The sequence below is a fragment of the Terrabacter sp. LjRoot27 genome (assembly GCF_964254175.1).
Classification (GTDB): Bacteria; Actinomycetota; Actinomycetes; order Actinomycetales; family Dermatophilaceae; genus Terrabacter.
On sequence record NZ_CAXUSS020000001.1, the window covers coordinates 4,044,306 to 4,071,261 of the forward strand.

A 26,956-nucleotide genomic window follows, 5' to 3' on the forward strand; every position below is an offset into this window, starting at 1 on the left:
GCGACCAGCCCGGTGCCGGGTTGGACAGAAGGGGTGGTCAAGCAGCCGATTGAGGCGCACCATGAAGGAACCCGCGCAGGATCCTTCATGGGAAAGTCCGAGGAGCGACGATGTCACGACGAGCCCCCTTCGTGCCCGACGGCGTGCCGGTGCTGTCGCGCGGCCGCCACCGCAGCTCGCGCAAGGGCGCGTGCTTCATGGAGATGGCCTCGTTCCTGGCCGGCGAGCGGTGGAGCGACCACCCGGAGTGCACGCACCCGGTGCTCGCGACCCTCGCACGCTGCGTCAACGACATGCTCGACGAGACCCACCGCCAGCGCCTCGTGACGATGATCCCCGAGGTGGTCGGCCTCAACCCGGACGACCCGAGGGTCACGACCGCGCTCGTGCTGACCACCGCCCGGGCCGCGCTCCCCGTCGCTGCAGAGGAGCGCCAGAACGTCATGGCGCTCGCCATCCTCAACGCCGAGGGCATCCTCGCCGAGCAGGACGGCCGCAGTCCGGGGCAGCTCTCCGCGGCCTCGCGCGCCGCCCTGACCACCGCGCCCGCAGCAGAGCGCTGGGCGCGGATCCACTTGGCACGGATGGGGTTCAACACCGCCGCCGTGCGCCCGGCCAACGCCGCCAAGGTCGTCGCCCTCGCCGTGGACGGCATCGCCCGTGCCTGTGTCGACGACCCCGAGGAGCGTCTCGTCACGCTCCTGCGCGACGGCATCGACGTCGTGGCCGCCTTCGCGCCGCTGGCGCCGGAGCCGGTGCGCGTCACCTGGGCCGTGCCCGAGTCGACGCCCGCGACCCCCGAGCCCGCCCGGCAGGCCAGGACGTTCGCGCGCTGACCCCCCGGGTGGCATCCTGACCTCTGTGTTCGCCGCCCATGAGCCGTTCGAGACCGGCACCCTCGTCACGGGTGACGGGCACGAGGTCCACTGGGAGCAGTCCGGTCGCCCGGACGGCACGCCGCTCCTCGTCGTGCACGGCGGTCCCGGGTCGGGTGCGTCACCGTGGTGGACCGAGTTCTGCGACCCCGATCGCTACCGCGTCGTGCTCGTCGACCAGCGGGGCGCAGGACGCAGCCGACCGCATGCGGGCGACACCCGGGATGCCCTGCGGCACAACACGACCGCCCATCTGATCGGCGACTTCGAGCGGCTCCGCGAGCAGCTCGGCATCGACGCCTGGGTGCTCTTCGGCGGGTCGTGGGGCTCGACCCTCTCGCTCGCGTATGCCGTCGCGCACCCCGAGCGCGTCAGTGCGCTCGTGCTGTGGGCCGTTGTCACGACCCGGCGGCACGAGGTCGAGTGGCTGACCCGGACGATGGGCGAGGTCTACCCCGCGGAGTTCGACGCGCTGCTCGCGTCACTGCCGGCGGATGCCGACCGAGGCAACGTGCCGCTGGCGGTGAACCGGCTGCTCCTGCACGACGACCCCCTCGTGTCCGACGAGGCCGCCCGGGCGTGGTGCGCCTGGGAGGACCGCATCGCGACCCTCTCGGGGCCGGTGGTCCCGAGTGCCCGCTTCCAGGACCCCCGCTTCCGACTGGGCTTCGCGCGCCTCGTCACGCACTACTTCGGGCACCACGCCTTCCTGCCCGACGACGCCATCACGGGACGTCTCGACCGGATCGCCGACGTCCCGGCCGTGCTCGTGCGCGGCCGACTCGACATCGCCTCCCCGCTGCGGGTCGCGCACGAGCTGGCACAGGCGCTGCCCCTGGCCGAGCTGCACGTCGTCGAGGACGACCTGCACGGCCCGGGCAGCGAGGGCGAGCGGATCCTCGTCGAGGCGCTCGACCGCTTCGCCGACCCCGCAGGACCACCCCACCCTCGCCCCTGACCCACGCCTGCCCCCTGACCCGACCACGAAGGCACTGCCGGAGCCCAGGTGACGGTGCCGGACGGCATACGACGGTGGCCACGTCCGAGGTCGGACGTGGCCACCGGGTCGTGCGCCGCCGGTCTCGCGGCGGGCACCTGACGTCAGCGGGTCTCGCGGAAGTCGACGTGCTCGCGGGCGACGGGGTCGAACTTGCGCAGCACCATGCGGTCGGGGTCGGTGCGGCGGTTCTTGCGCGTCACGTAGCTGTAGCCGGTGCCGGCGGTCGAACGCAGGGTGACGACGGGACGCAGGTCGGTGCGCTTGGCCATATGGGTGCTCCTCGGGTCTCGGGGTCGCGGATCTTCGCGACTGTAATGAGAACCATTCTCGATGGTGCTACATTCCCGGTACGGCCGAGTCAGCCCGGCCGGGTCCCGTCGGGGCACGACCGAGGCCCCCGCATCCGACGCGGGGGCCTCTGTCGTGTCCGGTCGACCGCAGACGTGTGCCGTCAGCCGCCCGGTAGCTGCCGAGAGTCGGGCGGCTCAGGCCAGACCGGCGCTCGCGAGCCAGGTCTTGGCGACCTCGCTCGCGTCCTTCTTGTCGACGACGACCTGCTTGACCATGTCGGCGAGCGACGTCGTGTCGAGCTTGGCCGAGACCGCGTTGAGAGCTGCCTTGAGCGAGTCGGCCTTGTCGGAGCGGACGAGCGGCACGACGTTGTCGGAGCCGAAGAGGCTCTGCGGGTCGTCGAGCACGACGAAGCCGTTGGCAGCGATCGACGGGTCGGTGCTGAAGATGTTGGCGGCCTTGACCTGGCCGTTCTTCAGCGCCTCGACCGTGGCCTGGCTCTGCAGCGGACGGAACTCCTTGGGCGTCACCTTGTAGACGGACTCGAGGCCGACGAGGCCGCGCTGGCGGGTCTTGAACTCCGGCGGGGCGCCGAGGGTCAGCTCGTCCTGGTGCGCCGCGAGGTCCGGGATGGCCTTGAGCGACCACTCGTCGGCCGTCTGCTTCGTGACGGCGATCGAGTCCTTGTCCTCGGCCACCGACTTGTCGAGGACCGTGAGGCCCTGCGGCACCGCCTTCTGGAGGCTGGCGTAGACCTCGTCGGGCTGCGTGGCCTTGGCGGCCTTGTCGTAGTAGGTGAGCAGCGAGCCGGTGTACTCGGGGAGCACGTCGACCTCGCCGCCGGAGATCGCCTTGAGGTAGGTCTCACGGCTGCCGATGTTGAACTGGCGGGCGGCCGTCATGCCCTTGGCCTCGAGCGCCTGGGCGTAGATCTCGGCGAGCAGGGCGCTCTCGGGGAAGTCGGCGGAGCCGACCTTGACCGAGCCGGCGGCGCCGGTCGATCCGCCGGCAGCGGGGCTCGAGGCGGGGGCGAGGGGGTCACCGCCGCCACCGCAGGCGGCGAGCGGCACCACAGCGGCGAGGAGCAGGCCCGCGGCGAGGAAGCGCGTGCGTGTCATGGTCGGTCCCTTTCGGATGGGGTGCCCGTGGCGGCGGTCGCCTCCACGGGGCCGGTGCTGCCGGAGCCCACGAGCGCGGCCTGCCGCGGGTCGGGGTCCGAGCGGTCTGCACCGTCGGGGTCTGGTTCGGAGTGGGGATCGGAGTTTCGTGCGCGTGAACGGGCAACACGCGCAGCCCGCCCGGAGATTCCCGGTGAGACGGCCCTCTTCTCGAGCAGGGCCAGGAGGCCGTCGGCGACGAGGGCGAGGACGGCGACGAGGATCGAGCCGCAGACCATCTGGACGTAGTCGCGCGAGGCGAGCCCGTCGATGAGGTAGCGGCCGAGGCCGCCGAGGCTGACCGAGGCGGCGATGGTGGCGGTGGCGATGACCTGGAGGGTCGCGCTGCGCAGCCCGCTGAGGAAGAGCGGCAGCGCGCACGGCGCCTCGACCTTGGTCAGCACCTGCCAGCCCGTCATGCCCATGCCGCGCGCCGCGTCGCGCGCGGCGGGGTCGACGCTCTCGATGCCGGCGTAGGTGCCGGAGAGCAGCGGGGGGATCGCGAGCAGGACGAGCACGGTGATGCTCGGGATGACGAACGCGAGGTCGCTCTGGATGAGCGGCCCGACGAACATCGACACGGCGAAGAGCAGCCCGAGGGTCGGGACGGCGCGAGCGGCGTTGGCGCCGGTGACGAGCCAGCGCAGGCGTCCGGAGTGACCGACCCAGGCCCCGAGCGGCACAGCGATGACGAGCGCGATGAGCAGCGTCAGGACGGTGTAGAGCAGGTGCTCGAGGAGGCGGTTGGGCACGCCGTCGGTGCCCTGCCAGTTGGCCGGGTCGGTGAACCAGGCCCAGATCGTCGCGAGGCTCATGCGGCCACCGCCCGGGTCCACGGCGTCAGGACGCGCGACACGACCTGGATGACGAGGTCGAAGACGAGCGCGAGGAGCAGGCACGCGACGATGCCGACCCACACCTCGGTCGGGAACGAGCGGGCGTAGCCGTCGGTGAGGAAGTAGCCGAGCTGCGAGATGCCGATGAGCGAGGCGACGCTGACGATGCTGACGTTGCTCACGGCCGCCACGCGCAGGCCGGCCGCGATGACCGGCACCGCGAGCGGCAGGTCGACGGCGCGGAACCGGGCGAACGAGCCGTAGCCCATCGCGATGGCCGCCTGCTGCGTCGACCCGTCGACCGAGGAGAGCCCGTCGGCGACGGTGCGGGTCAGCAGCGCCACCGTGTAGACGGTCATCGCGACGATGACGTTGACGGGGTCGAGGATCTTCGTGCCGAGCAGCGGCGGCAGGAGGATGAAGAGGGCGAGCGACGGGATCGTGTAGAGCAGGCCGGTCGTCGTGAGGAGCACCGCGCGCAGCCGCGGACGGCGCGCAGCGAGCCAGCCGAGCGGCATGGCGATGACGAGACCGAGCACGAGCGGCAGCCCCGCGAGCCAGGCGTGCTGGCCGGCGCGGGACATGATCTCGCCGATGTGGTCGAGGGCCCAGGTCACCGGGCGGTCGCCTCCTCGGCCGGGGTCGAGGAGGCGGCTGCGTCGCGCCGGGCCTCGATCGCGGGGATCACCTCGGCGGCGCGGATCGTGCCGACGAGCCGGCCGTCCTCGTCGGCCACGACACCGCGCCCGCTCGGCGAGGACAGGGCCGCGTCGAGCAGGGCCCGCAGCGACCCGCTGGTCGAGGCCACGGTGCCGCCGCGGTGCAGGACCGTGCGCGTCACCTCGGACTCGACGGCAGCCGCCCGGACCCAGCCCAGCGGCTCACCCGCGTCGCCCACGCACAGCACCCATGGCGTACCGATGGCCCTGACCTCGTCGGCGGTGGCGCCGAGGGCCACCGTCGGCTCGTCGGTGAGCGACAGCTCTGGGGCCGCGGCGAAGGACAGCGCGCGGTAGCCGCGGTCGCGGCCGACGAAGCCGGCGACGAAGTCGTCGACGGGGTCGGCGAGGAGCGTGGCCGGCGAGTCGAGCTGGGCGAGAACGCCGCCCACGCGCAGGACCGCCACCTGGTCGCCGAGCTTGACGGCCTCGTCGATGTCGTGGGTGACGAAGAGGATCGTCTTGCCGAGGTCGGACTGGAGCCGCAGGAACTCGTTCTGGAGCTGCTCGCGCACGACGGGGTCGACGGCCGAGAACGGCTCGTCCATGAGCATGACGGGCGGGTCGGCCGCGAGCGCCCGGGCCACGCCGACGCGCTGCTGCTGGCCGCCGGAGAGCTGGGCGGGGTAGCGCCTGGCCATCGCCGGGTCGAGGCCGACGCGCTCGATGAGCTCCATGGCTCGCGACCGCGCCGTGCGCTTGTCGGTGCCGAGCAGCCGCGGGACGGTCGTGACGTTGTCGAGGACCGTGCGGTGCGGGAAGAGACCCGCGTGCTGGATGACGTAGCCGATGCCGCGGCGCAGCTCGGCGACGTCGAGCGAGGCGGTGTCACGGCCGTCGATGGAGATCGTCCCGGACGTCGGGGTGATCATGCGGTTGACCATGCGCAGGGTCGTCGTCTTGCCGCAGCCCGAGGGCCCCACCAGGACGGTGATCTTGCCGGTCGGGGCCTCGAGGGTCAGGTCGTCGACGGCGACCGACCCTGCTCCCCCGTCGGTGCCGGACGCATCGGCGTAGCGCTTGGTCACGCCCTCGAAGCGGATCATGCCCCACAACGTACCCGTCTGCGCCGACCGCGCCGCGATCGTCGTCGAGGGTCAGATGTCGACCGTGACGCCTCCGGCGTGCACGACCCGGGCCACGACGGCCCCGATGGGGCCCGAGCGCGGCTCCCCGCTGCCGCCCAGCTCGCGCGCGAAGGTGGCCTCGACGACCTCGGTGACGAGGGCGGTCCAGAGTCGGGCTCGCACGAGCATCGCGTGGTCGGCCCGGGCGACACGCACGAGGGAGGCGTCGAGCCCCTCGGCCTGCATCTGCTCGACGGCCCGGCGGGTGCGGGCGAGGGAGCAGATGACGTCGCGGTCGCCGTGGATGAGCACGGTGCGCCGACCGGCCCCCGGCTGCGGGTCGCCCGGCTCGACCCACGGCGCGAGCCCGACGACGAGGCGCACGTCGGGCTCGTCGCCGACGAACATCGCGACACGTCCGCCCATCGAGTGGCCCACGAGGGCGATCGGCACGCCGGGGTATGCCGCCCGCACCTGTGCCAGCGCCCACCGCGCGTCCTCGACGGGCATCGCGTCGCCGTTCCAGCCACGGACCCGGAAGCGGAGTCGGGCGACGGCCATCGGACCGGGCACCCTCTTGAGGGACCGGGCGAAGGGCACGAGGCGCGCGACGTTGTGCGACCACGGCCGGTTGGGCTCGTGGCCGTCGACGGCGCCGCCGTGCATGACGAGGGCGACGACGGTGGCGCCCGCGGGCCGGGCGTCCCAGACGAGCGAAGCGAACGGCATACCTTCGCCGTCGGCCGCAGCGGCCGCAGCGGCCGCAGCGGGCGCGAGGTCGGCGCTCACACCTGGGTGCGGTGGAAGCTCGCGAACGACCGGCTCGCCGTGGGACCGCGCTGGCCCTGGTAGTGCGAGCCGTAGGCCGCTGAGCCGTAAGGGTTCTCGGCCGGCGAGCTGAGGCGGATGAAGCAGAGCTGACCGATCTTCATGCCCGGGTAGAGCATGATCGGCAGCGTCGCGACGTTGGACAGCTCGAGGGTGACGTGGCCGGAGAAGCCGGGGTCGACGAAGCCGGCGGTCGCGTGGGTCAGCAGGCCCAGGCGCCCGAGCGAGCTCTTGCCCTCGACGCGCGCAGCGAGGTCGTCGGGCAGCGTCACGGTCTCGAGCGTCGAGCCGAGGACGAACTCGCCCGGGTGCAGCACGAAGCTGTCCTCCTCCGGACCGACCTCGACGAGGCGCGTCAGCTCGGGCTGCTCGGCGGCCGGGTCGATGTAGGGGTACTTGTGGTTGTCGAAGAGCCGGAAGAACTTGTCCAGCCGGACGTCGACGCTCGACGGTTGGACCATCGCGGGGTCCCACGGGTCGAGCACGACCCGCTCGGCAGCGATCTCGGCCCGGATGTCCTTGTCGGAGAGCAGCACGGGACGAGGCTATAACGCCGCACCGGTTTCGCCCCGACAGTCCCGCCGACAGCCCCCCGACAGTCCCCCGACAGTCCCGCGCGACTCTCCCGCCCCGTGGACGCCCCACGGACGCCGCCGGCGACCTATCGTCACGTCATGGACCCCTCGGACCCCTCCGCCGCCTCTGGCACCGGCGCCCGGCGCGCCGACGACGCCCTGCTCGCCGACTTCCACTCCGTCCTCCGCCGGATCCTCGAGTCGCTGCCGGCCGACGACGCCGGACAGCGCCTGTCGGATGCCCTGCGCGAGCACCTCGGGACCCCGCCGCACCTGCTCGCCGTCGTCTCGTCGACCGTGCCACCCCACCGGCTCGTCGACGCGGACATCGCCCTCTCCGAGGTCGCGGGCGCCGACCCGGACGCCACGGTCATCGGGATCGCCGGCGACGCGCGCCACCACATGTCGCTCGGCGACCTCGTGCAGCGCATCCACGGTCCCGGCATGTCGGTGGGCCAGGTCGACTACGACCGGATGCCGACCGGCCCCGGCAAGGACGACCAGCGACAGGTCGTGACGTCCGGGATCCGCCTCTTCCACTTCGACGGCCACCCGGTCGCGGTCCGGCAGCAGGGCATGAACCGGCAGTTCGGGCGCGAGTCCGGGACCATCGAGGTCGTCGCCCGCGACCGCGACGTGTCCGACGCGCTCATGGCCCGCATCCAGGAGCTCATGGACGAGCGGAGCGTCATCCGCGGACAGGTCGTGACCTTCGGCTCTGACCCCTACGGGCCGGGCATGGCCGGCGTGACGTTCATCGAGCGTCCGACGGTCGACGCGGCGGCCGTCGTGCTGCCCGACGGCGTCCTCGACCGGGTGGCCCACCACGTCATCGGGATGGGTGAGCACCGCGAGCGGCTCGTCGCGCACGGCCAGCACCTCAAGCGCGGCGTCCTGCTCTACGGCCCGCCGGGCACCGGCAAGACCCACACCGTCCGATACCTCCTCTCGGCGACGCCGGGCACGACGGCCGTGCTCCTCAGCGGCGGCTCGCTGCGCTTCATCCACGACGCCGCCAAGGTCGCCCGCGCCCACCAGCCGGCGATCGTCGTCCTCGAGGACTGCGACCTCGTCGCCGAGGACCGGTCGTTCGCCCCGATGGGGGCCTCTCCCCTGCTCTTCGAGGTGCTCGACGCCCTGGACGGCCTCGACTCCGACTCGGACGTCGCCTTCGTGCTCACGACGAACCGCGTCGAGGACCTCGAGGTCGCCCTGTCGCAGCGGCCCGGCCGGGTCGACCTGGCCGCCGAGATCCCGCTGCCCGACGCCGAGGGCCGACGCGAGCTGCTCCGCCTCTACGGCGGGCACCTCTTCGGTGCCGAGGCCATCTCGGCCGCGGCCTCGCGGGCCGAGGGCACGACGGCGTCCTTCGCCAAGGAGCTCGTGCGCCGCGCCGTCCTCGCGGCGGCCGTCGCCGACGAGCCGCCCGGGGACGACCACCTCGGCCACGCCCTCGACGAGCTCCTGTCCGACGCGCAGGCCCTGACGCGCAGCCTCCTGGGCGTCGGCGCCCCGGACGAGGACGGCGTCGCCGTCGACCCCGGTGGTATGCCGTCCGGCCGGCTGCGGTCGCGTCGCCCCGTCATGCTCCTCGGCCCGTCCACCGACGGAGGCATGACCCGCCCGGGACCACCGCCGTGAGGTGACGCAGACGAGCGGGGCCGGGGCCGCTCGCGCGACCCGGGCACACGGCATACGCCCCCGGTGGCGTGCAGGCCGCCGCTCAGCCGGCGAAGGCGCGCACCGGCTGACCCGGCACCGCGACGCGCACGCGGAAGACGGCACCGGCCACGGGCTCGGGGTCGTCGAGGTTCTCGCGGGACGTCGTGACGTAGAGGTCGCGCAGGTCGTCGCCACCGAACGTGCACGCCGTCGTGAGGCGCGCGGGGACGATGACCTCGGCGAGCACCTCGCCCCCGGGCGAGTGGCAGCGGACGCGGCCCGCACCGTTGAGCGCGACCCAGACGTTGCCGGCGCTGTCGACCGTGAGCCCGTCCGGATGGCCGACGTCGTGGGTGACGAAGGGCCGCCGGTCGGTGAGCTCGCCGTCGACGACCGTGAAGACGTCGGTGCGACCGGTCGGGGTGTCGTCGTAGTAGGCCAGCCGGCCGTCGGGCGAGAGGTCGATGCCGTTGGAGATCGTCACGTCGGGCAGCAGGGTCGTGACCTCGCCGGTGGCGTCGACGCGGAAGAGGGTGGCGCTGCCGGGCACGCGGTCGTAGCCCATCGTCCCCGCCCAGAGGCGGCCGAGGCCGTCGACCCCGCCCTCGTTCATCCGGACGGACGGGTCGTCCCAGAGGTCGAACCACGGGGTGGGTGCGCCGTCCGGCTCGTCCGCGCGCGCCAGCCCGCGCTCGGTCGCGACCACCCATCCGCCGGACCGGCGGGGCCGCACGAACGCTGCGACGTCGCCGACGTGCAGGCGGTCGACGGAGCCGTCGGCACGCAGGGTCAGCACGTCACCGGCGAGGAGATCGACCCAGCGCAGACCGCCCCACGTCGGCGACCAGACAGGTCCCTCGCCGTGGTAGCAGAGGGCATCGGTGACCTGCTCGAGCTCGCCCGTGACGACCGGGCCGCGGTCGGCGGCCATCAGTCCCACCACACGCCGACGTAGTGGTGGCCCTCGGGGACGACCGGTCCGTCGACGAGCCACTCCGCGCTCGCGGCGGGACCCCCGCTCGACTCGGTGTCGGCGTCGATCGTCATGGCGTCGACCTCCTCGGGCAGCAGCGTCGTGATGACGGCCACCCCACTGGCATACGGCCACTCGTCGTCGGGGAAGTCCTGGAACTCGAGCACGTCGAGCTCGACCCGGACGTCGTGGACCTCCGGGTGGTCGCGCAGCTCGAAGAGCACCCGGCGCACCGTGTCGAGCGGCATGTCCTCGGGACGGTTGGGCGCGATGCACCACTCGCAGTCGTTGCCCTCGAAGAACTGCTCGAGGGTGACGGCCACCTGGGCACTCGCCCCACCGCGCTCGCGGACGTGGTCGACGAAGGCGGTCTGCTTGGCGAGATCCATGACGGTTTCGGCCCCTGGGGTCGCGTTCCTGGCACTGGCGCGGTGTCGGCTACACTGACGCCGCGTGCCGCCTTGCGGACCCTTCGCGGGGCACCTCCGGGCGGCCCGTGCGAGCGTAGCTCAATGGTAGAGCGCCAGCTTCCCAAGCTGGATACGCGGGTTCGATTCCCGTCGCTCGCTCCACACGACACGAGGGCCCCGACCGTATGCCGGTCGGGGCCTTCGTGCGTCACGGGCCGTCGGGGCCGTCGGTGCGATCGATGGGGTCAGGGCATGCGGCCCGCGACCCAGCTCGTCGTCCAGATCCTCGAGAGCTGGACGCGCTGGCCGGGCTTGGGCGAGTGCCAGACCTTCCCGTAGCCGGCGTAGATGCCGACGTGGTAGGCCCGACCTCCGGACATGAAGAAGATGAGGTCGCCCTGCTGGAGGTTCGACTTGCTGATGCGGACGCTGGCGAGCCTCTGGGCGTTGGCGGTGCGCGGGACGCCGACGCCGAGACGGGTGCGGTAGGTGTAGTAGACGAGGCCGGAGCAGTCGAACGCCGACGGCCCCGCCGCGCCGTAGCGGTACGGGTCGCCCTGCTGGGCGGCCGCGACCTTGACGGCCGTCCGTCCTCGCGCGGCTCGCACGGCGGCCGAGACGTAGGCGACCGGTTTGGCCTTGATCGTGACAGGCGCGGTGCCCGCGCTGGGGGCCGCCTGGTGCGTCACCGACGATGTCGGCGCGCTACCCGTCCCGACGAGGAGGGCGGCTGCGAGAAGTGGCGTGATCGCCAGGGACTGCAAGGGAATTCGGCGTGCAAGGGTAGAAGTGGGCATGGTGGATTCCTTCCCACGCCTGTGAGGTGAGCTGTCGGGTTCGGGCGGAAGATGCCCGGCCGCTGATGCGGCTTCACCCCAAGGACCGGCTGGCCGGCCCGAAAGTGGGTCCCCCACTCCTGTCCGTTATTGCGTGGCTGCCCCACCGGTGGACAGGACTCGGCGTCCGGTGGGCCGCTCGGGGGAGACCCCGGGCGATGAGCATCCATCGACGGTGACAGACAGGTCACGAAAAGGTCGCGAAACGGCAGATTATGGCAATAGTTGACAGGTCAAATGCCGCCTCGGCGGACATTCGACACATCCGCGGAGGCTGGATGGGCACTCCCGGACGCCCACGGCATACGCCCTCGGGGGCCGGGCGGCCGGATATTCGGTGGACCACCGGGGACGTCGCGACGCACCATGGACGCTGCTCCGTCGGAGCACGTCAGTCGTCAGCGGGGAGGCCCGCGGAGAGGTGGGTGGCCGTCATGGCCTGCTCAGCGGTCACGGTCCCGCTCCACCTCCCCCACCCCGGCTGACCGGGTCACCCGGTCCTGCCCGTCTGACAGGAACAGACCGTGAAACCATTGACGGACAACGAGATCCGCGCCTCCTTCGTCAACGCCTCCCGGCGTGAGGCGAAGCAGGCCACCCTTCCCGCCGACCTCGACCTCGGCGCCCGATGGGAGTCGCTCGACTACCTCGGCTGGGTCGACCGCAGCAACCCGCAACGGGCGTATGCCGTCGTCCCCGTCGACGACGAACCCGTCGGCTTCCTCCTCCGGACCGCTGAGCGGACGCGCAAGGCGAGCGCGATGTGCGCGTGGTGCGAGGACGTCTTCGCGACGAGCGAGGTGGCACTCTTCGTGGCCCGCCGGGCCGGGGCGTCCGGCCGCGAGGGCAACAGCCTCGGCACCCTCGTGCACGCCGACTTCAGCTGCTCGACGCACGTCCGGCGCCTGCCGAACGGCATGGAGGGCGGCCTCGACCCGCTCGCCCTCGTCGAGCGACGCGTCGAGGAGCTGCGGGCTCGGTCGTCGGCCTTCGCCCGCCGGCTGCGCGACGGCTCCTGACGGTCGCCCGGGCCTGACGCGCTGGGGCTCGACCTCGGCGCTCGGCCGGGTCAGGCCGGGGCGGCGGGCGGCTGGGACCTGCGGGCACCACTGGGTCGAGTATCCGGCGCGTCCGTTTGGACGACGCACCCCGAGTCTTGCTACGGTTGGCGACGCCTCGCAGGCGTAGTTCAGTAGCAGAACAGCCTTCTTCCAGAAGGAAGACGTACGTGCAATTCGTGCCGCCTGCTCCAGTCCAGAAGGGCCCGGTCACCGCGACCGGGCCCTTCTGCTGTCCGAGCACAGGTGCCGTCCGAACACGTGTGCCGTCCGGGCACGCATGCCGTCCGGCCCGGACCCGAGCGCCGCGTCGGCAGCCGCTCAGCGCGGTCAGCGCTCGTTGCCGCGCCGGTAGTTGCCGGTCGCCCGGGCCAGGGCGTGCTGGACGGCGTCCTCGTCGTCGCCGTCGAGCACCCGGTCGAGCCGGCGGGCCGCGGCGCCGGCGATGACGGCGACGAGCCGTCCCCTGCGGGTCACCCGAACCTGGCCCGAAGCGGTGCGCTGCCAGCCGAAGGGGTCGTCGACGAGGCGGCGGCGGGCGTCCATGGCCCCATCCCAGCGGGTCCCGGCCCGCGGCGCACCTCGTGTGCGCCCCGCCGCCTCGGGGACGATGGTGTGGCACACGCACGGGCCCGGCGGCATACGCCCTCAGAGCCGCTCGTGCCGGTCGTGCCGCTCGTGGCGCTCGTGGCGGAACCGTGACCTCTCCCCCTTGCGATCGTTACCCGTCAGTAGCATCATGGAAGTGACCGGCCAGTAACTTGGCGCGCCCGCCGACGACAGTGCGGACGCACGACGAGCGACAGAACGCGGAGGGTCCCCGGATGGGCCACTACAAGAGCAATGTGCGTGACCTCGAGTTCAACCTCTTCGAGGTCTTCAACCGTCAGGACGTCCTCGGCACCGGCATCTACGCCGACGTCGACGTCGACGCGGCCAAGGACATCCTCCGCGAGGTCTCGCGCCTCGCCGAGCACGAGCTGGCCGACAGCCTGCTCGAGAGCGACCGCAACCCGCCCGTCTATGACCCGGTCAGCCAGTCGGTGACGATGCCCGAGTCGTTCAAGAAGTCGTTCAAGGCCTACGTCGACGGCGACTGGGGCAACCTCGACGTCCCCGCCGAGCTCGGCGGCATGGTCGTGCCGGCCTCGCTGCGCTGGTCGGTCGCCGAGATGGTCTGCGGCGCCAACCCGGCCATCCACATGTTCACGGCGAGCTACTCGTTCGCCAACCTCCTCTGGCACCTCGGCACCGACGACCAGAAGAAGCTCGCCAAGCACATCGTCGACCGCGCGTGGCACACGACGATGGTGCTCACCGAGCCCGACGCCGGCTCCGACGTCGGCGCCGGCCGCACCAAGGCCGTGCAGCAGCCCGACGGCACGTGGCACATCACCGGCGTCAAGCGCTTCATCACCTCGGCCGAGAGCGACATGGTCGACAACGTCGTCCACTTCGTCCTCGCCCGCCCCGAGGGTGCCGGCCCGGGCACGAAGGGCCTCAGCCTCTTCATCGTCCCGAAGTTCCACGTCGACCTCGAGACCGGTGAGCTCGGCGAGCGCAACGGCGCCCACGTCACCAACGTCGAGCACAAGATGGGCCTCAAGGTCTCCACGACGTGCGAGGTCACCTTCGGCGAGCACGAGCCGGCGGTCGGCACTCTCCTCGGCGACGTCCACGACGGCATCGCCCAGATGTTCAAGGTCATCGAGAACGCCCGGATGTTCGTCGGCACCAAGGCGATCGCGACGCTCTCGACCGGCTACCTCAACGCGCTCGAGTACGCCAAGGAGCGCGTCCAGGGCGCCGACCTCACGCAGATGACCGACAAGGCGGCGCCGCGCGTCACCATCACGCACCACCCCGACGTCCGCCGCTCGCTCATGCTGCAGAAGGCGTATGCCGAGGGCCTGCGCGCGCTCGTCATCTACACCGCGAGCCAGCAGGACGCCGTCAACCAGGCGCAGGCCGGCAACCCGACCGTGCCGCTCGAGAAGGGCTCGGCGGCCGAGGTCGCCAACCGGATCAGCGACCTCATGCTGCCCCTCGTCAAGGGCCTCGGCTCCGAGCGCGCCTGGGTGCTGCTCGGCACCGAGTCGCTCCAGACCTACGGCGGCTCGGGCTTCCTGCAGGACTACCCCGTCGAGCAGTACGTCCGCGACGCCAAGATCGACACCCTCTACGAGGGCACGACCGCCATCCAGGGCCTCGACTTCTTCTTCCGCAAGATCGTCAGGGACAAGGGCCAGGCCCTGCAGCACGTCGCCGGGCAGATCCAGGAGTTCGCCAAGGACCTCGGTGGGTCGCTCGACACCGAGCGCGAGCTGCTCGGCCGGGCGCTCGAGGACGTCCAGGGCATCGTCGGCCACATGATCGGCGACGCCATGAAGAGCGACCCGCGGATGGGCGGCGACACGGCCAACCTCTACAAGGTCGGCCAGAACACGACCCGCCTGCTCCTCGCGGCCGGTGACCTCGTCGTCGGCTGGCTGCTGCTCCGTCAGGCCGAGGTCGCGCAGGCGGCCCTGGACGGCGGTGCGTCCGGCAAGGACGCCGACTTCTACCGCGGCAAGGTCGCGGCGGCCTCCTTCTACGCCAAGAACGTCCTGCCGAAGCTCGCCGCCGAGCGCGCCATCGCCGAGGCCGTCGACAACGACCTCATGGACGTCCCCGAGTCCGCGTTCTGACGCGCACCACCCCTCACCTCGAGGCGCCCCTCCCCACGTGGGAGCGGGCGCCTCGTCGTTCCCGGGCCGTGTGCGTATGCCGTCCGGCCCGGCACGCGCGGGGCTGACCGGTCGGCGGCGGCTCAGGAGAGAGCCGGGTCGCGCGACGCCTGCTGCCGCGCCGCCCAGGCCCGGGCCTTGGCACGGTTGCCGCAGACGGACATGATGCACCAGCGCCGGCGGCCCGACGGGTTGAGGAACACCCAGCCGCACCCGTCTCCCGGGCAGGCCGAGACGTGCCCGCCCGCCTCGGACGTCAGCAGGGCAGCGGCGGCCAGCGCGACGGCATACAGCGGCTCGTGCAGGCCGGCGTCGCGCGTGAAGTGCCAGTGGACCGATCCGCCTGTCGCCATGAGCGTCTGGGCCTGTCGGGCCTCGACGGCGAGGGTCGACACGCGCGTCAGGGCCGCGCGCCTGGCGACGCCGACCACGAGGTCGTGGACGTCGCGGCGCAGCCTGCGGATCTCCCGGAGCACCGCGTCGGCCGTCACCCGGTCGCGTCGGGCCGAGCGTCGGAGACGGGCCGCCGCGACCTCGTCGACGAGGCCGCACTCCCGGGCCCAGACGACGAGGTCGTCGTAGTCGTGGAGGTGATCGACCTGGTCGGTCGCGACTGCCGCCCAGCCGGCGAGGGTGTTGACGAGCTCGAGGGCGGGGTCGCCGGCGATCCGGAGAGGGAGCTCGCATCCGTCGACGTCGTACGTGTGCACGAGACGATCATGGCCTGTGACAGCTCGGCCGCCCAACCCGTCTTGTGTAGATAACCGGTTAACCGGTTCTGTCGGTCAGGCCAACGACCGCTGGTAGGCCGGGCACAGCTCGACGATCTGGAAACCGAGATCCTCGTTGATCGAGACCATCCACGCGTTCGTGTCGTCGTTGCCGGTGACGACACGCTGCCGCTCGGGGTGGTCGGCCTGCAGCCGCCTGAGGTTCTCGACCTTGAGGGCCATCCCGAGCCGGCGTCCCCGGTGGTCGCGGTGCACGAGCGTCCCCCACTGCCAGGCCACGCCGGGTGCGCCCGAGGGGAGCATGAGGTCGGTGTAGGCCACGACGTCGCCACTGTCCTCGTGGACCGCGACCGTCGTCAGGCGCACCCGCCCCTGCGCGCTCGTGACCTCGAGGTACTCCCGGTAGCGGGCGGGTGTCAGCGACTCCTCCTCGAACGCGATGTCACCCGTGGGCGCGTCGACGGCGAGCTGGTTCATGACCGCGCAGAGCGACTCCTGCAGGTGCTCGGGCACGCCGCCGACGTGGGTCTCGAGGCGGTAGGCGCCCTCCCAGCGCGGGCGCGCCTGCTCGGCGTGCCGGGCGAGGAGCTCTTCGTCGACGGGCAGCCGGAGGTGGCGCATGATCTCGGTGTTGCTGAGGTGGAAGCCGTGCCGCTCGGCGAAGCGGCGGTAGTCGTGACCCTCGGACTCCGGGGGCACGAGGAAGTCGACGACCATCGTGACGCGCCCTTCCTCGCGGGCCCGCTCGACGAGCCGCTCGACGAGGGCGGAGCCCGCGCCTCGCCCGCGGTGGGCCGGGTCGACCTGCACGTCGAACCACGCCATCGTCGTGTTGTCCGACAGGGGCAGCCACAGCGACGCGACTCCGACGAGGTCGTCGCCGTCGAAGGCTCCCCACATCTCCATGCGCTCGGCATCGTCGACGTGGCGCCACTCGACGAGCGTCTCGGCGAGGGAGGGCGGCTCGTTCCACGGGCGCTCGTGACCCTTGCTGGCGATGATGACGTCGTACGCGCGGGCGCAGACCGCGTCGTCGTGCACGTCGATGAGGGTCGTCTCCATGCCACGACGGTAGGGGGCCACGCGTCGGCGCGGCCATCGAGTTTCCGTGGGACGGGGCGCTCACTCGACGGGGACGGAGCGCTCACTCGCCGGGGGTCAGGTCAGGGGCGCGCGCGGGCGGGTCGAGCGCAGCAGGAGCAGCCCGACGGCCAGGACGACGAAGCCGACGATCGGGGTGACGTCACCGACGAGGAAGAAGACGGGCCGGTTGCCCAGCACGTCGACGCCGACGATCGAGATGATGAGGATCCCGAAGAAGAGCACGCCCGCCGACACCGCGGCGACGGGGTCGACCCAGCCGCGCGTCTCCGGCGAGGCGTCGGCCACCGAGCGTGACCCGCGGTCGAAGCGGACGAAGACGGCGACGAGCAGCGCCGTGACGACGGCGAGCACGGCGAAGAGGATCGGCCGGGTCAGCCACCACTGCCACGACGCGACGGGCGGCTGGACGATCCCGAGGGCGCGCATCGCGAGGAGCACCGTCATGAGCGCCGTGAGGTGCCAGAGGAAGGCGGTCATCGCGAAGGGGCCGGCCAGCACGACCGCTCGCCAGACGCGGGGACGGGCGAGCACACGCGCCATGACCGGTCGCAGCACGACCGCGAGGCCGCAGATGCCGATGCCCTGGGCGAGCAAGGCCGCGGTGGGTGGCGCCATGTTGGAGACGGCCTCGCCGGGCAGCCCCACCATCGAGGTCGGGTAGGGACCGAACGCGATGGCCAGGCCCATCGCACCGAAGCCCACGACGGCCATCACCCACCCACGGCCGGTCGTGAGCAGCCCGTCGCGCCAGGCGAACCCGAGCTGGTGCAGCGCCAGCCACACGAGGGCGAAGTTGAGGTTGCCGACGAGCTCGGGCCCGCCGCCGAAACGCACGACGTCGACGATGCACGCCAGCGCGACGAGCACCACGACGACGCCGAAGCCCCAGCGCCGGTGCAGGCTACGCATGAGCGGGGCGAAGGCGCAGGCCCCGAGGTAGATCCCGACGAACCACAGCAGCTGCGGCACCATGACGAGGGCGTCGCGCGCGAGCCGCCCCGCGTCGCCGGGCCGTGACGTGAGGCCCGACAGGTCCGCGACGACGCCGAGCGCGACCCAGACGGCGAGGAAGGCGAGGGTGGGACGCAGCAGGCGCGCCGCGCGCGCCCGGAAGAACGCGGCATACCGTCCTCGGCGGTCCGGGTGGCGACGCTCGAGCGACTCGAGCGTGTGGGCGTGGGCGACGCCCCCGACGAGGAAGAAGAGCGGCATGACCTGCAGCAGCCAGGTGAGTGGCTGGAGAGCCGGCACCACCGCGAGCGCGTTCGTGATCTGCCCGTCGGTCGTGATCGCGACCATGAGCCAGTGTCCGAGGATGACGACGAGGAGCGAGCCGACGCGGAGGGTGTCGACCCACCGGTCGCGGTCGGCAGGGGTCGCGGCGTCGATGTCGGACGCCGTGCGGGGCGCTGCGTCGGGGTGGGTCCTGCTCACGTCTCATCGAAGCACGAACAGGGGCCCGCGCAGGTGAGTTCCCCTGCTCAGACCGCCACCCGACAGGAGGTGTCGCAACCCCGCCCCACACGTCGAGAGGCCACGAACCGGGCTCCGGTTCGTGGCCTCTCGACGTGCGGGGCCCGGTTCGTGGCCTTTCGACGGTCTAGATGGTCCCGTCGCGGGGCTCGACGCGCCGCTCGACGACCTCGTCGCCGTCGACCCGGCGCTCGACGACGTCGGGAGCGCCACGGCGCTCGGTGACGACCGTGTGCTGGGTGCGCGCGCGCTGGGCGTTGAGGACGAGCGCGAGGATGATCGCGAGCGCGCCGGCCACCATGAGGATGATCCCGATCGTGTTGCCCGTGCTGCTGCTCAGGTTGAGGACGCTGGAGTCGATGTTCGTGAAGTAGAAGATCGCGCCGACGACGAGCAGGAAGATCCCGAGTCCGATACCCATGAGGTCTCCTTGGCTGGGGTACGCCCTGGACGCGCACCTGCGTGGCACATACCCGCAGGTGGGCCCACCGTCACGTTCCCGGCGACCGCGGGGCCGGGATCAGCGGGCGCGGCGGCGCCCGAACGCCAGCGACACCGCGGAGACGACGAGCATGACGACCCCCACACCCACGGCGATCGCGATCTCGTAGTAGAGGTTTCGCGCAGCGAGGCCGTAGGCGGCGTCGGCGATGGTGCGCGCCACCTCGGGGTCGACGCGGCGCATGAGCGGCTCGCGCGACACCATGACGACGAGGGCGAGCGCGAGGGACGTCGCGATCCAGCCGATCGCGATGAGCGTCGTCGCCGTGCGCCAGCGCCGCGCCAGCGCGATCGACAGCAGCGCGAGGGCGCCCACCACGAGCGGCGCCCAGGGTCCCCAGGCGTCGGCGATGCGGTATGCCACCTGCGCCTTCTGCAGGTCGGTGGCCTTGACGAGGGGGATCGTCACGACCGGCGCGATCGACCCCGCGTCGGGCACCCCCGCCTGCTCGAGCGTCGAGGTCAGGGCCGGGACGGGGATCGTCAGGCGCACCGAGACGCGCCCCTGGTCGTCGAGCTTCGTGTCGGCCCGACCCTCCATGACGGCGATGAACTGCGTGTGGAGCGCCCGGATGCCGGTGGTCCATGCGGCGGTGACCTGCGGGCTCGCGACGAGGGCGGCCGCCTGGGTGCGGATCGGCGCCTCGAGGGCCTTCTCGATGGCCGGCTGGAGGTCGACCGCGCCGAGGACGCCCTGGACGACGCCGTCGGTGAGAGCCTCCTGCACCTGCGGCTTGGTGACCACGGGCCGCAGCTCCTCGACGAAGACGTCGGTGCGCGTCAGCATGACCGACGCCCAGAAGCCGAGGAGCGAGACGGGCAGCAGCACGATGGCCAGCAACCCGCACACCGCCGAGAGGACCGAACGTCCGCCGCCACCGGATGCCTGTCGTGCCACGCCTGCCGCCTTGTCGTCGTCGTCGTCGTCGTCCGCTGGTCTCGCCCCGACCTCCCGACCTCCCGGGTCGGGTCAGGTCGGCTGGTCCCCGGCCTGGACCCCCCGGAGGTCGAGAGTCAGTGTGGCATCGGCGCTGGGGTCGAGGGTGACCGGGATCCCCCAGTCCTGCTGGAAGAGGTGGCACGCGGCGTGCTCGGGCACCTCGCCCGTCTCGGGGTCCCCGTCGCACGCGGCGGCCTGCACCGAGATGTGGAGCGTGCCTGACCCGATGCCGTCGCGCAGCACGAGCGTCCGCGTCAGGCCCTCGGCCCGCCCGGCGCCGGAGACGAGGAGGGCGTCGGGCGTCGCGGACACGTCGAGGCGCGTCGGGTCTCCCCACCGCAGGTCGAGCTTCTGCCCGGTCGGCGGCACGAATGTCACCTCGAGGGCGACCTCGCCGGCGGGTAGCGGCGTCGGTGGCCGCTGGGTGCGGTGAGCGGGTCCGTCGACACGCTGGGCGGCCTCGGGCAGGGCCACCCGGGTGAGGCGGTGGGCGGCGGACTCCACGACGACGAGGCGCACCTCGCCGGTGTCGGGGTCGTGCTCGACGACGGCGTCGCTCGGTTCGGACAGCCCCTGGGCCAGCGTCGACACCTGACCCGTCACCGGGTCGAAGCGTCGGACCGCCCCGTTGTAGGTGTCGCTGACGGCGACGGACCCGTCGGGCAGCTCGGTGACCCCGAGCGGGTGCTGGAGCAGCGCCTCGGCGGCGTCCCCGTCACGGTGCCCGAAGTCGAAGAGCCCTGTGCCGACGTGGGTCTCGACGACGAGGCCGCCGTCGGCGTCCGTCGTCACCGACCGCACGGCGGAGGTCTCGGAGTCGGCCACCCAGACGCGGTCGCCGGAGGCGGAGGCGGCGAGCCCGGACGGCTGGGCGAACCACGCCTCGCGCGCGGGCCCGTCGACGAGTCCCTCGTTGGACGTGCCCGCGACGACCTCGACGTGACCGTCCTCGAGCGTGGCACCGGGCGTCCACGCCCACAGCTGGTGGGTGCCCGCCATCGCGACGATGAGCCGGCCGCCGAGCCAGGCGAGGTCCCACGGCGTCGACAGCGCCTGCTCGAGGGCGGGGCCCCCGCCGGTGCGTTCGCGCAGCTGCGAACCGGTGCCGGCCACGACGTGGACCGACCCGTCGGAGAAGCGGATCCCCTTGAGCTGGTGGTTGACGGAGTCGGCCACGAGCAGGTCGATGCCGAGCCGGTCGGCCACCTCGGGCGTCGCGAGCAGGACACCTTGCGGCTCGTTGAGGACGCCTTCGCCACCCCAGCGGGCGCGCTCGCTCTCCAGGTCCTCCTCGAGGTGCACGACCTCGTGGTCGGCCGTGTCGCTGACGACGAAGGACCCGTCGGGCAGGGCGACCGCCTTGCCCGGGAAGCGCAGCGCCGTGTCGGGGGCGGGCGGCGGGACGTAGGGGTCGTCGCCCGGCTGGAGCGTGCCCTTGGCCCGGTGCTCCTCGACGAGCTCCCTGACCAGGGACGCGAGACCGGGACCGTGCCCCTCCCCCGACATCGACGCGACGACGTAACCCTCGGGGTCGAGCACGACGAGCGTGGGCCAGGCGCGGGCGGCGTAGGCCTTCCACGTCACGAGCTCGGGGTCGTCGAGCACGGGGTGGTGGACGGCATACCGCTCGACGGCGGCGACCAGCGCGTCGGCATCGGCCTCGTGCTCGAACTTCGGCGAGTGGACGCCGATGATCGTCAGCGCGTCGGGGAACTGCGCCTCGACCGGCCGCAGCTCGTCGAGCACGTGGAGGCAGTTGACGCAGCAGAAGGTCCAGAAGTCGAGGACGACGACGCGGCCGCGCAGGTCGGCGAGGGACAGCGAGCGGCCGCCGGTGTTGAGCCACCCGCGGCCGACGAGCTCGGGCGCCCGGACCCTGACGCGGGAACGCAGCGAGGCGGGCTCCACCCCGGCGCCGGCGCTCACGGGAGCCTCCGGTCGGTCAGCACGGGGAAGGTGCGGCGCCACTCCGGCGTCGCCGCGGTGTCGATGTCGATGCTCAGCACCTCCTCGTCAAGGCCGGCGGCGGCCAGAACCTTCCCGGTGGCGTCGACCACCTGCGAGTGCCCGCCCATCTCGTGGCGGGCGTGCGTGCCCGCGGTGTTGCACTGGATCACGACGCACTGGTCCTCGACGGCCCGAGCCTGGCCGAGCAGGGTCCAGTGCGCGACGCGCTTGCGCGGCCAGGCCGCCGGGATCACGAAGACCTCGGCCCCGCGCTCGAGGAGGCGCCGGTAGAGCTCGGGGAAGCGCAGGTCGTAGCACGTGGAGAGGCCGACCGGGACGGTGCCGCCGTCGGCGACGGGCACGTCGACGACGACGAGCTCCTCGCCTGCGTCCATGAGGCTCGGCTCGCCCTCGCCGAAGCCGAAGCGGTGGATCTTGCGGTACGTCGCGACGAGCTCGCCCTCGGGCGAGAAGACGAGGCTCGTGTTCCACAGGCCACGACCGCCGGCTCCGGTCGGCTCGGCTCGCTCGACGATCGACCCGCCGTGCAGGGTCACGCGCGCGTCGCGGGCCGCGGCGGCGAGCGCCTGCGCGACGGGACCGTCGACGGCCTCGGCCCGCTCGTCCCACGCGGTGTAGTCGAAGCCGCCCGCCGGCCAGAGCTCGGGGAGGACGACGAGGTCGTGGCCCGCCTGGGCGCGCACGAGGTCCGCGACGCGGGTGGTGCGGGCGGCGACCGACTCGTCGTCGCCGTAGGCCAGCTGGATGAGCGCAACCTTCATGGTCCAACTCTCACACGCCCGCGTGGGGCCCTGGCGCGTGGTCCCGTCACCCGGGCAGCGCGTCGGGGCTCACGGCACACGGCCGCGGTCGGGTTCTCCGTCCGGACGCCTGGGGACGACGCGACTGGTGGGTCAGGAGGCTGCAGCAGGCGGGGTGCCGAGCTGCGCCGCATGGCGCTCGCGGCGCCGCTCCGCGAGCTCCTCGCGCAGCTCCGGGTCGGTCCGGACGAGGTAGACGAGTCCGCAGTCCTGCGGTCCGCTCGCCCCCGGGAAGCACAGGGTGCACGGCTCACCGAGCCGGACCGGGCACCGGGGATTCGACGTTCGCTGCGACATGCGGCCTCCTCGACCTCGATACTACAGGTCGTAGTAGCAAGGTCGGGTGCGCGGGTCAGCGCCGGCGGCCCTCGTCACGGCGGGCGAGCGCGGCCAGCCGCTCGTTGTATGCCGTGAGCTCGGCATCGCCGTCACGGTCGGCCCGGCGGTCCTGCCGCACCGACTCCGCACTGTCGGTGCGGAACCACTGCAGGGCGACGGTGAGCGCGAGCACGAGGCTGGGCAGCTCGCCGATGGCCCACGCGACACCGCCGCCGTAGCGCTGGTCGGCGAGAGGGTCCGTGACCCAGGGGATCTTGATCGTCTCGAAGAAGTCGCCGCCGAGCAGGGTGGTGCCGCTGATCATCGCGACGCCGAAGAAGGCGTGGAAGGAGATCGTCGCGAAGAGCACGACGAGGCGCAGCGCCGGGCTCCAGCGCTTGGGGCCGGGGTCGACCCCGACGAGCACCCACGCGAAGAGGTAGCCCGTGAGGACGAAGTGGGCGGTCATGAGCAGGTGCCCCGTGTGCGTCTGCAGGGCGAGCTGGAACAGGCCCGTCCAGTAGAAGACGACGAGGCTCATGAAGAAGAGGACGGCCGCGAAGACCGGGTTGCCGACGACGGCGAGGAACCGCGAGTGGACGAGCGAGAGGAGCATCTCGCGCGGGCCCAGCGTGCCGTCCCGGCGCGGCCGGACGGTGCGCAGCGCGAGCGTCACCGGCGCACCGAGCACGAGGAAGATCGGGACGACCATCGCCTCGAGCATGTGCAGCGTCATGTGCCACGAGAAGGCGACCCGGCCGTAGATGCCGAGCACCCCGTTGGTGGCATAGAGGAAGAGCAGCCAGCCGACGACCCAGCTGAGCGTGCGCATCACCGGCCAGGCGTCGCCGCGGCGGCGCAGGCGCACGACGCCGGCGACGTAGAGCCCGATCGCGAGCAGGCCCGTGGCGAGGAACAGCCACTCGACCCGCCAGGCCGTGAGCCACGACATTGCCGTCGGGGCGGCAGGTGCGGGGTAGCCGGTCAGCGAGAGCGCGGCGCTCGGGTCGGAGACCGTCTCGGGCACGGGGGGCTCGCTGCGCGCGAGCGCGGTCGCGACACCGAAGGCCAGCGCCATGACGAGGGACTCGGCGACCGCGAGGCGCACGAAGAGCCGCCCCCGGAGTCCCCGCAGGGCGTCGGCGCCCGAGGCGTCCGTGCCCGACGTGCCTGCGCCTGAGGTGCCGGTCGCGTCGATGCGGTCGAGGGTGACACGCCGGTGCCAGACGCCGGCGACGCCCAGGACCGCGAACGCCAGCACCTTGACGAGGACCAGGACGCCGTAGGGCGTGGCCAGGTCGGACCACGACCCGAGCCGGGTCGTCGCCGACATGACCCCGGAGACCCCGAGCGTGACGAAGCACCAGAGGGCGACGGTCGAGTAGCGGCGCGCGACGACGCCCAGGGCATCGCCGAGGGGACGGCGCAGCACGATGAGCGCGAGGAGGCCACCGACCCAGACGGCGGCGCTCAGCAGGTGGGCGGCGATGGCGTTGACGGCGGTCTCGTGGTCGGCGGAGCCGCCCGCGTGGCCTGCGAGGCCGAGGACGAGCAGGCCGAACGCCGAGACGACGGTCAGTGCCAGAGCCACCGCGCGGGAACGGCCCACGGCGGCGACGGATGCGACGACGAACGCGACGACCGTGCTGATGAGCCCCACCCGGAGCGGCTCGATCGACCACACCGACCCGGTGAGGTTGCGGCCGAAGAGGGGGTCACTGAGCGGCATACCCGCGGCGTCCGCGAACGTGAAGACGACGCCGACGGCCCCGGCCACGGCCCAGACGAACGCCGCGGACGTGGCGACCCGGAAGGCCGCCGTGCGGCGCGGCTCGTCGAGCGCGGCGCTCTCGGCGCGGGTGCGGCCCGGGATCATCGTCGCGGCGAGGAGCAGCGAGCCGATGGTGAGCGAGGCGGCGACGTCGTGGACGACCCGGACGAGCGGCAGCGCCCAGCGCACGACCGGGCCCGCGTCGGTCAGACCGCCGGGCAGCGGGGCGGCTGCGCCGGTGTACCGGGCAGCGACGAGGCTCGCGAGCAGGCCGACGACGACGACGCCGGCGAGGACCGCCGCGACGCCACCGGACCGCGGGGAGGCGGGACCCGTCCGCGGACCGGCGAGACCGTCTCGCTGCAGGGTTGGCATGCCTCAAGGGTAAGTAGTCTGATGACATGCCCATGCACCCGGCCGCCCCCGACGACCGCAACGGACTGATCGACGCGTTCGACCACTCCGTGCAGTCGATCATCGACCTCGGGCACTCCTGCCGAGACGAGGACTTCGAGATCCAGACGGAGTGCCCCGGCTGGACCGTCAAGGACCAGATCGCCCACATCGTCGGAGCCGAGAAGTCCTTCGCCGGGATGCCCCGTCCGCAGGTCGACGTCCCGGACTACCCGCACGTCCACAGCGACTTCGCCCGCTACGTCGAGGTCGACGTCGAGGCCCGGCGCGGGATGTCGGGGCGCGAGGTCGTGGCCGAGCTCGCCGAGTTCCACCCGCAGCGCGTCGCCGACCTGCGCGCGTCGGACGCCGACGTCGACACCGTGATCGGCGGCTTCTTCGGCCCCGAGACGACGTTCGGCCAACACCTGCACCGCCGCATCGTCGATGCCTGGGTGCACGAGCAGGACCTCCGCGCCGCCCTCGACCGCCCCGGCAACCTCGACTCCGCGAGCGCCGCGGTCTTCACCGCCGACATCCTCGCCGCCCTCCCGCGCATCGCCTCGCGCGTCGCCGGCATCGGCGCCGGCCATGCCGTCGTGCTCGACGTGAGCGGTCCCGTCGTCGCGCGCGGTGGGGTGCGCATCATCACCGGCGACGATGGGCGCCCTTACGGGGAAGCGCTTTTCAGCGGAAACGACCGACCCGAGGGCGAGGAGCAGCTCGACGTCACGTCGATCCACCTCACGACAGATGCGCTGACGAGACGCGCTGCCGGACGGCGTGGGGTCGACGAGATCCACTACACCGTCACCGGTGACGAGGAGATCGCCCGGCGGGTGCTCGAGGCGCTCGTCGTCGTCACGCACTGAGGCCTTGCGCCTGTCGGCAGCCCTCCCCTTCGGGAACACCCGCGGGCTCCGCGCTGCTCGCGCCCGCGTATACACCTCCGGACCCCTCGACGGGGTCGAAGTCCACCTTGTGTATATGGGGGCAACGGCCTAGCGTCATTGGTAGTCGGTCAAGCCAGCGCCGCATCGGGGATCCGATCCATCGGAGTTGAAATGACCGACCCATCCGTGGGTCCGCGCAAGGATGCGCGAACCAGAGAGCTCATCAAGACCCTGCGCACGTCGGACTCGTCGTCCGAGCGCGCCACCGCCCTCGAGACCGTGACCGTGCTGCACATGCCGCTCGCCCGTTCTCTCGCCCACCGCTACTCGGGCAAGGGCCTCGACCGAGAGGACCTCGAGCAGGTCGCGTTCCTCGCACTGCTCAAGGCGCTCCAGCGGTTCGACCTGTCCAAGCCGACCGAGTTCGGCGCCTACGCGACGCCCACCATCACCGGTGAGCTGCGCCGCCACTTCCGCGACCACGGCTGGCTCGTCCGCCCGCCGCGCGAGCTGCAGGAGCGACGCCAGCTCGTCACCGACACGAGGTCACGGCTCGAGCAGCGACTCGGCCACGACCCGGACGTCGGCGAGCTCGCCGACGAGCTCGACATCACGCTCGACGCCGTCAAGGAGGCCCAGGTCGCGGCGACCAACCTGCGCCCGGCCTCCCTCGACGCGACGACGGCGGACGGGGGCCGCCCGGTCCTCGACCTGATCGACGCGCGAGGCGACTCGGGGTCCGACCCGGCGCTCGACGAGAGCATCGTCGTGCGCACGGCCCTCGGGCGGCTGCCCGCCCGGGACCAGAAGCTCGTCGAGCTCCGGTTCGGCGGCGACATGACGCAGGCCGAGATCGCCGAGTCCATGGGGCTCAGCGCCATGCAGGTGAGCCGTCTGCTCCGCCGCACGCTCGACGAGCTGCGCCGCCAGCTGTCCGCGGAGGGCATGGCCTCGGCCTGACCCTCCGCAGCTCCGTCCAGTGGTCCCGACGCCCGTGAGGCGCGTCGGGGCCACTCGTCGTTCGTGGGCCCCTCCGGGATGCGCCCGTGAG

Annotated in this window: 27 protein-coding genes, 2 tRNA genes and 1 riboswitch; of the genes, 9 read left to right on the forward strand and 20 right to left on the reverse strand. The window is 72.5% G+C overall.

The annotated features are described in order from the left end of the window. The first annotated feature begins 110 nt into the window (after nt 1-110). Both ACSQ2D_RS18635 and pip read left to right on the forward strand, forming a co-directional pair. The gene (locus tag ACSQ2D_RS18635; RefSeq protein WP_435987401.1) at nt 111-836 is read left to right on the forward strand and encodes a hypothetical protein; all 726 of its coding nucleotides are present in this window, start codon (nt 111-113) and stop codon (nt 834-836) included. 25 nt (nt 837-861) lie between these two features. Continuing rightward, nucleotides 862-1,833 (forward strand): prolyl aminopeptidase, encoded by a 972-nt coding sequence (gene pip, locus ACSQ2D_RS18640; protein WP_435987402.1) that lies wholly within the window; start codon nt 862-864, stop codon nt 1,831-1,833. Between the two features lie 143 nt (nt 1,834-1,976). Here the strand turns inward: pip and rpmG are convergent, their stop codons facing one another. The 7 genes from rpmG to dcd all read right to left on the reverse strand — a co-directional run bounded on the left by rpmG (nt 1,977) and on the right by dcd (nt 7,309). Beyond that, nucleotides 1,977-2,144: a 50S ribosomal protein L33 gene (rpmG, locus tag ACSQ2D_RS18645; protein ID WP_435987403.1), complete on the reverse strand. Its 168-nt coding sequence runs from the start codon at nt 2,142-2,144 to the stop codon at nt 1,977-1,979. A gap of 216 nt (nt 2,145-2,360) precedes the next feature. After that, nucleotides 2,361-3,284: an ABC transporter substrate-binding protein gene (locus ACSQ2D_RS18650; RefSeq protein WP_435987404.1), complete on the reverse strand. Its 924-nt coding sequence runs from the start codon at nt 3,282-3,284 to the stop codon at nt 2,361-2,363. Further along, nucleotides 3,281-4,138, reverse strand: a complete 858-nt coding sequence (locus ACSQ2D_RS18655) for an ABC transporter permease (RefSeq protein WP_435987405.1) — start codon at nt 4,136-4,138, stop codon at nt 3,281-3,283. The genes ACSQ2D_RS18650 and ACSQ2D_RS18655 overlap by 4 nt, the downstream gene beginning before the upstream one ends. Then, complete coding sequence (locus ACSQ2D_RS18660) at nt 4,135-4,776, reverse strand: ABC transporter permease (protein WP_435987406.1); 642 nt, start codon at nt 4,774-4,776, stop codon at nt 4,135-4,137. The genes ACSQ2D_RS18655 and ACSQ2D_RS18660 overlap by 4 nt, the downstream gene beginning before the upstream one ends. Then, nucleotides 4,773-5,924: an ABC transporter ATP-binding protein gene (locus ACSQ2D_RS18665; protein ID WP_435987407.1), complete on the reverse strand. Its 1,152-nt coding sequence runs from the start codon at nt 5,922-5,924 to the stop codon at nt 4,773-4,775. The genes ACSQ2D_RS18660 and ACSQ2D_RS18665 overlap by 4 nt, the downstream gene beginning before the upstream one ends. Nucleotides 5,925-5,975: 51 nt before the next feature. Next, nucleotides 5,976-6,734 carry a serine aminopeptidase domain-containing protein gene (locus tag ACSQ2D_RS18670; protein WP_435987408.1) on the reverse strand — a complete coding sequence of 253 codons (759 nt, stop codon included), beginning with the start codon at nt 6,732-6,734 and terminating at the stop codon, nt 5,976-5,978. After that, a complete protein-coding gene (gene dcd / locus ACSQ2D_RS18675; RefSeq protein ID WP_435987409.1) occupies nt 6,731-7,309 on the reverse strand; it encodes a dCTP deaminase in 579 nt (192 codons plus the stop codon). Before dcd ends, ACSQ2D_RS18670 begins: the two co-directional genes overlap by 4 nt. A gap of 138 nt (nt 7,310-7,447) precedes the next feature. Here dcd and ACSQ2D_RS18680 point away from each other — a divergent pair, with 138 nt between their 5' ends. Further along, nucleotides 7,448-8,989 carry an AAA family ATPase gene (locus tag ACSQ2D_RS18680; protein WP_435987410.1) on the forward strand — a complete coding sequence of 514 codons (1,542 nt, stop codon included), beginning with the start codon at nt 7,448-7,450 and terminating at the stop codon, nt 8,987-8,989. Between the two features lie 82 nt (nt 8,990-9,071). On the opposite strand, the gene ACSQ2D_RS18685 is transcribed toward ACSQ2D_RS18680, so the two are convergent. Both ACSQ2D_RS18685 and ACSQ2D_RS18690 read right to left on the reverse strand, forming a co-directional pair. Beyond that, nucleotides 9,072-9,941 (reverse strand): SMP-30/gluconolactonase/LRE family protein, encoded by an 870-nt coding sequence (locus ACSQ2D_RS18685; RefSeq protein WP_435987411.1) that lies wholly within the window; start codon nt 9,939-9,941, stop codon nt 9,072-9,074. Next, entirely contained in the window at nt 9,941-10,372 is a 432-nt protein-coding gene (locus ACSQ2D_RS18690) for a hypothetical protein (RefSeq protein ID WP_435987412.1), read from the reverse strand. The genes ACSQ2D_RS18685 and ACSQ2D_RS18690 overlap by 1 nt, the downstream gene beginning before the upstream one ends. 109 nt (nt 10,373-10,481) lie before the next feature. Here ACSQ2D_RS18690 and ACSQ2D_RS18695 point away from each other — a divergent pair. Beyond that, nucleotides 10,482-10,555: transfer RNA gene (locus tag ACSQ2D_RS18695), tRNA-Gly, on the forward strand. Nucleotides 10,556-10,638: 83 nt separating this feature from the next. Here ACSQ2D_RS18695 and ACSQ2D_RS18700 read toward each other — a convergent pair. Next, on the reverse strand, nt 10,639-11,190 hold the full coding sequence (locus tag ACSQ2D_RS18700) for a C40 family peptidase (protein WP_435987413.1): 552 nt from the start codon (nt 11,188-11,190) through the stop codon (nt 10,639-10,641). A 1-nt stretch (nt 11,191) separates the two neighbouring features. Next, a riboswitch (cyclic di-AMP (ydaO/yuaA leader) is annotated at nt 11,192-11,334 on the reverse strand. Nucleotides 11,335-11,753: 419 nt separating this feature from the next. On the opposite strand from ACSQ2D_RS18700, the gene ACSQ2D_RS18705 reads away from it, so the two are divergent. Together ACSQ2D_RS18705 and ACSQ2D_RS18710 are read left to right on the forward strand one after the other, a co-directional pair. After that, the gene (locus ACSQ2D_RS18705) at nt 11,754-12,248 is read left to right on the forward strand and encodes an FBP domain-containing protein (RefSeq protein WP_435987414.1); all 495 of its coding nucleotides are present in this window, start codon (nt 11,754-11,756) and stop codon (nt 12,246-12,248) included. A gap of 159 nt (nt 12,249-12,407) precedes the next feature. Then, a tRNA-Gly gene (locus ACSQ2D_RS18710) sits at nt 12,408-12,481 on the forward strand. Between the two features lie 136 nt (nt 12,482-12,617). On the opposite strand, the gene ACSQ2D_RS18715 is transcribed toward ACSQ2D_RS18710, so the two are convergent. Further along, nucleotides 12,618-12,833 carry a hypothetical protein gene (locus ACSQ2D_RS18715; protein WP_435987415.1) on the reverse strand — a complete coding sequence of 72 codons (216 nt, stop codon included), beginning with the start codon at nt 12,831-12,833 and terminating at the stop codon, nt 12,618-12,620. A gap of 278 nt (nt 12,834-13,111) precedes the next feature. Between ACSQ2D_RS18715 and ACSQ2D_RS18720 the strand changes: the two genes are divergently transcribed. Then, nucleotides 13,112-14,974 carry an acyl-CoA dehydrogenase gene (locus tag ACSQ2D_RS18720; protein ID WP_435987416.1) on the forward strand — a complete coding sequence of 621 codons (1,863 nt, stop codon included), beginning with the start codon at nt 13,112-13,114 and terminating at the stop codon, nt 14,972-14,974. 122 nt (nt 14,975-15,096) lie between these two features. Here the strand turns inward: ACSQ2D_RS18720 and ACSQ2D_RS18725 are convergent, their stop codons facing one another. The 9 genes from ACSQ2D_RS18725 to ACSQ2D_RS18765 form a co-directional block, all read right to left on the reverse strand. Next, a complete protein-coding gene (locus tag ACSQ2D_RS18725) occupies nt 15,097-15,723 on the reverse strand; it encodes a CGNR zinc finger domain-containing protein (RefSeq protein WP_435987417.1) in 627 nt (208 codons plus the stop codon). Between the two features lie 75 nt (nt 15,724-15,798). After that, complete coding sequence (locus ACSQ2D_RS18730) at nt 15,799-16,806, reverse strand: N-acetyltransferase family protein (RefSeq protein ID WP_435987418.1); 1,008 nt, start codon at nt 16,804-16,806, stop codon at nt 15,799-15,801. 96 nt (nt 16,807-16,902) lie between these two features. Further along, nucleotides 16,903-18,282: an acyltransferase family protein gene (locus ACSQ2D_RS18735; protein ID WP_435987419.1), complete on the reverse strand. Its 1,380-nt coding sequence runs from the start codon at nt 18,280-18,282 to the stop codon at nt 16,903-16,905. Between the two features lie 166 nt (nt 18,283-18,448). Further along, complete coding sequence (locus ACSQ2D_RS18740) at nt 18,449-18,742, reverse strand: DUF6458 family protein (RefSeq protein WP_435987420.1); 294 nt, start codon at nt 18,740-18,742, stop codon at nt 18,449-18,451. Nucleotides 18,743-18,841: 99 nt separating this feature from the next. After that, nucleotides 18,842-19,720, reverse strand: coding sequence for a hypothetical protein (locus ACSQ2D_RS18745; RefSeq protein ID WP_435987421.1), 879 nt, complete (start codon nt 19,718-19,720; stop codon nt 18,842-18,844). A 72-nt stretch (nt 19,721-19,792) separates the two neighbouring features. After that, nucleotides 19,793-21,688, reverse strand: coding sequence for an NHL domain-containing thioredoxin family protein (locus ACSQ2D_RS18750; RefSeq protein ID WP_435987422.1), 1,896 nt, complete (start codon nt 21,686-21,688; stop codon nt 19,793-19,795). After that, nucleotides 21,685-22,491 carry a carbon-nitrogen family hydrolase gene (locus ACSQ2D_RS18755; protein WP_435987423.1) on the reverse strand — a complete coding sequence of 269 codons (807 nt, stop codon included), beginning with the start codon at nt 22,489-22,491 and terminating at the stop codon, nt 21,685-21,687. The genes ACSQ2D_RS18750 and ACSQ2D_RS18755 overlap by 4 nt, the downstream gene beginning before the upstream one ends. Nucleotides 22,492-22,623: 132 nt before the next feature. Continuing rightward, the gene (locus tag ACSQ2D_RS18760) at nt 22,624-22,827 is read right to left on the reverse strand and encodes a DUF6767 domain-containing protein (protein WP_435987424.1); all 204 of its coding nucleotides are present in this window, start codon (nt 22,825-22,827) and stop codon (nt 22,624-22,626) included. 55 nt (nt 22,828-22,882) lie between these two features. Continuing rightward, nucleotides 22,883-24,994: a cytochrome c oxidase assembly protein gene (locus ACSQ2D_RS18765; protein ID WP_435987425.1), complete on the reverse strand. Its 2,112-nt coding sequence runs from the start codon at nt 24,992-24,994 to the stop codon at nt 22,883-22,885. A 26-nt stretch (nt 24,995-25,020) separates the two neighbouring features. Between ACSQ2D_RS18765 and ACSQ2D_RS18770 the strand changes: the two genes are divergently transcribed. Beyond that, nucleotides 25,021-25,884: a maleylpyruvate isomerase family mycothiol-dependent enzyme gene (locus ACSQ2D_RS18770; RefSeq protein WP_435987426.1), complete on the forward strand. Its 864-nt coding sequence runs from the start codon at nt 25,021-25,023 to the stop codon at nt 25,882-25,884. Between the two features lie 192 nt (nt 25,885-26,076). Beyond that, entirely contained in the window at nt 26,077-26,865 is a 789-nt protein-coding gene (locus tag ACSQ2D_RS18775; protein WP_435987427.1) for a sigma-70 family RNA polymerase sigma factor, read from the forward strand. Nucleotides 26,866-26,956: the final 91 nt, after the last annotated feature.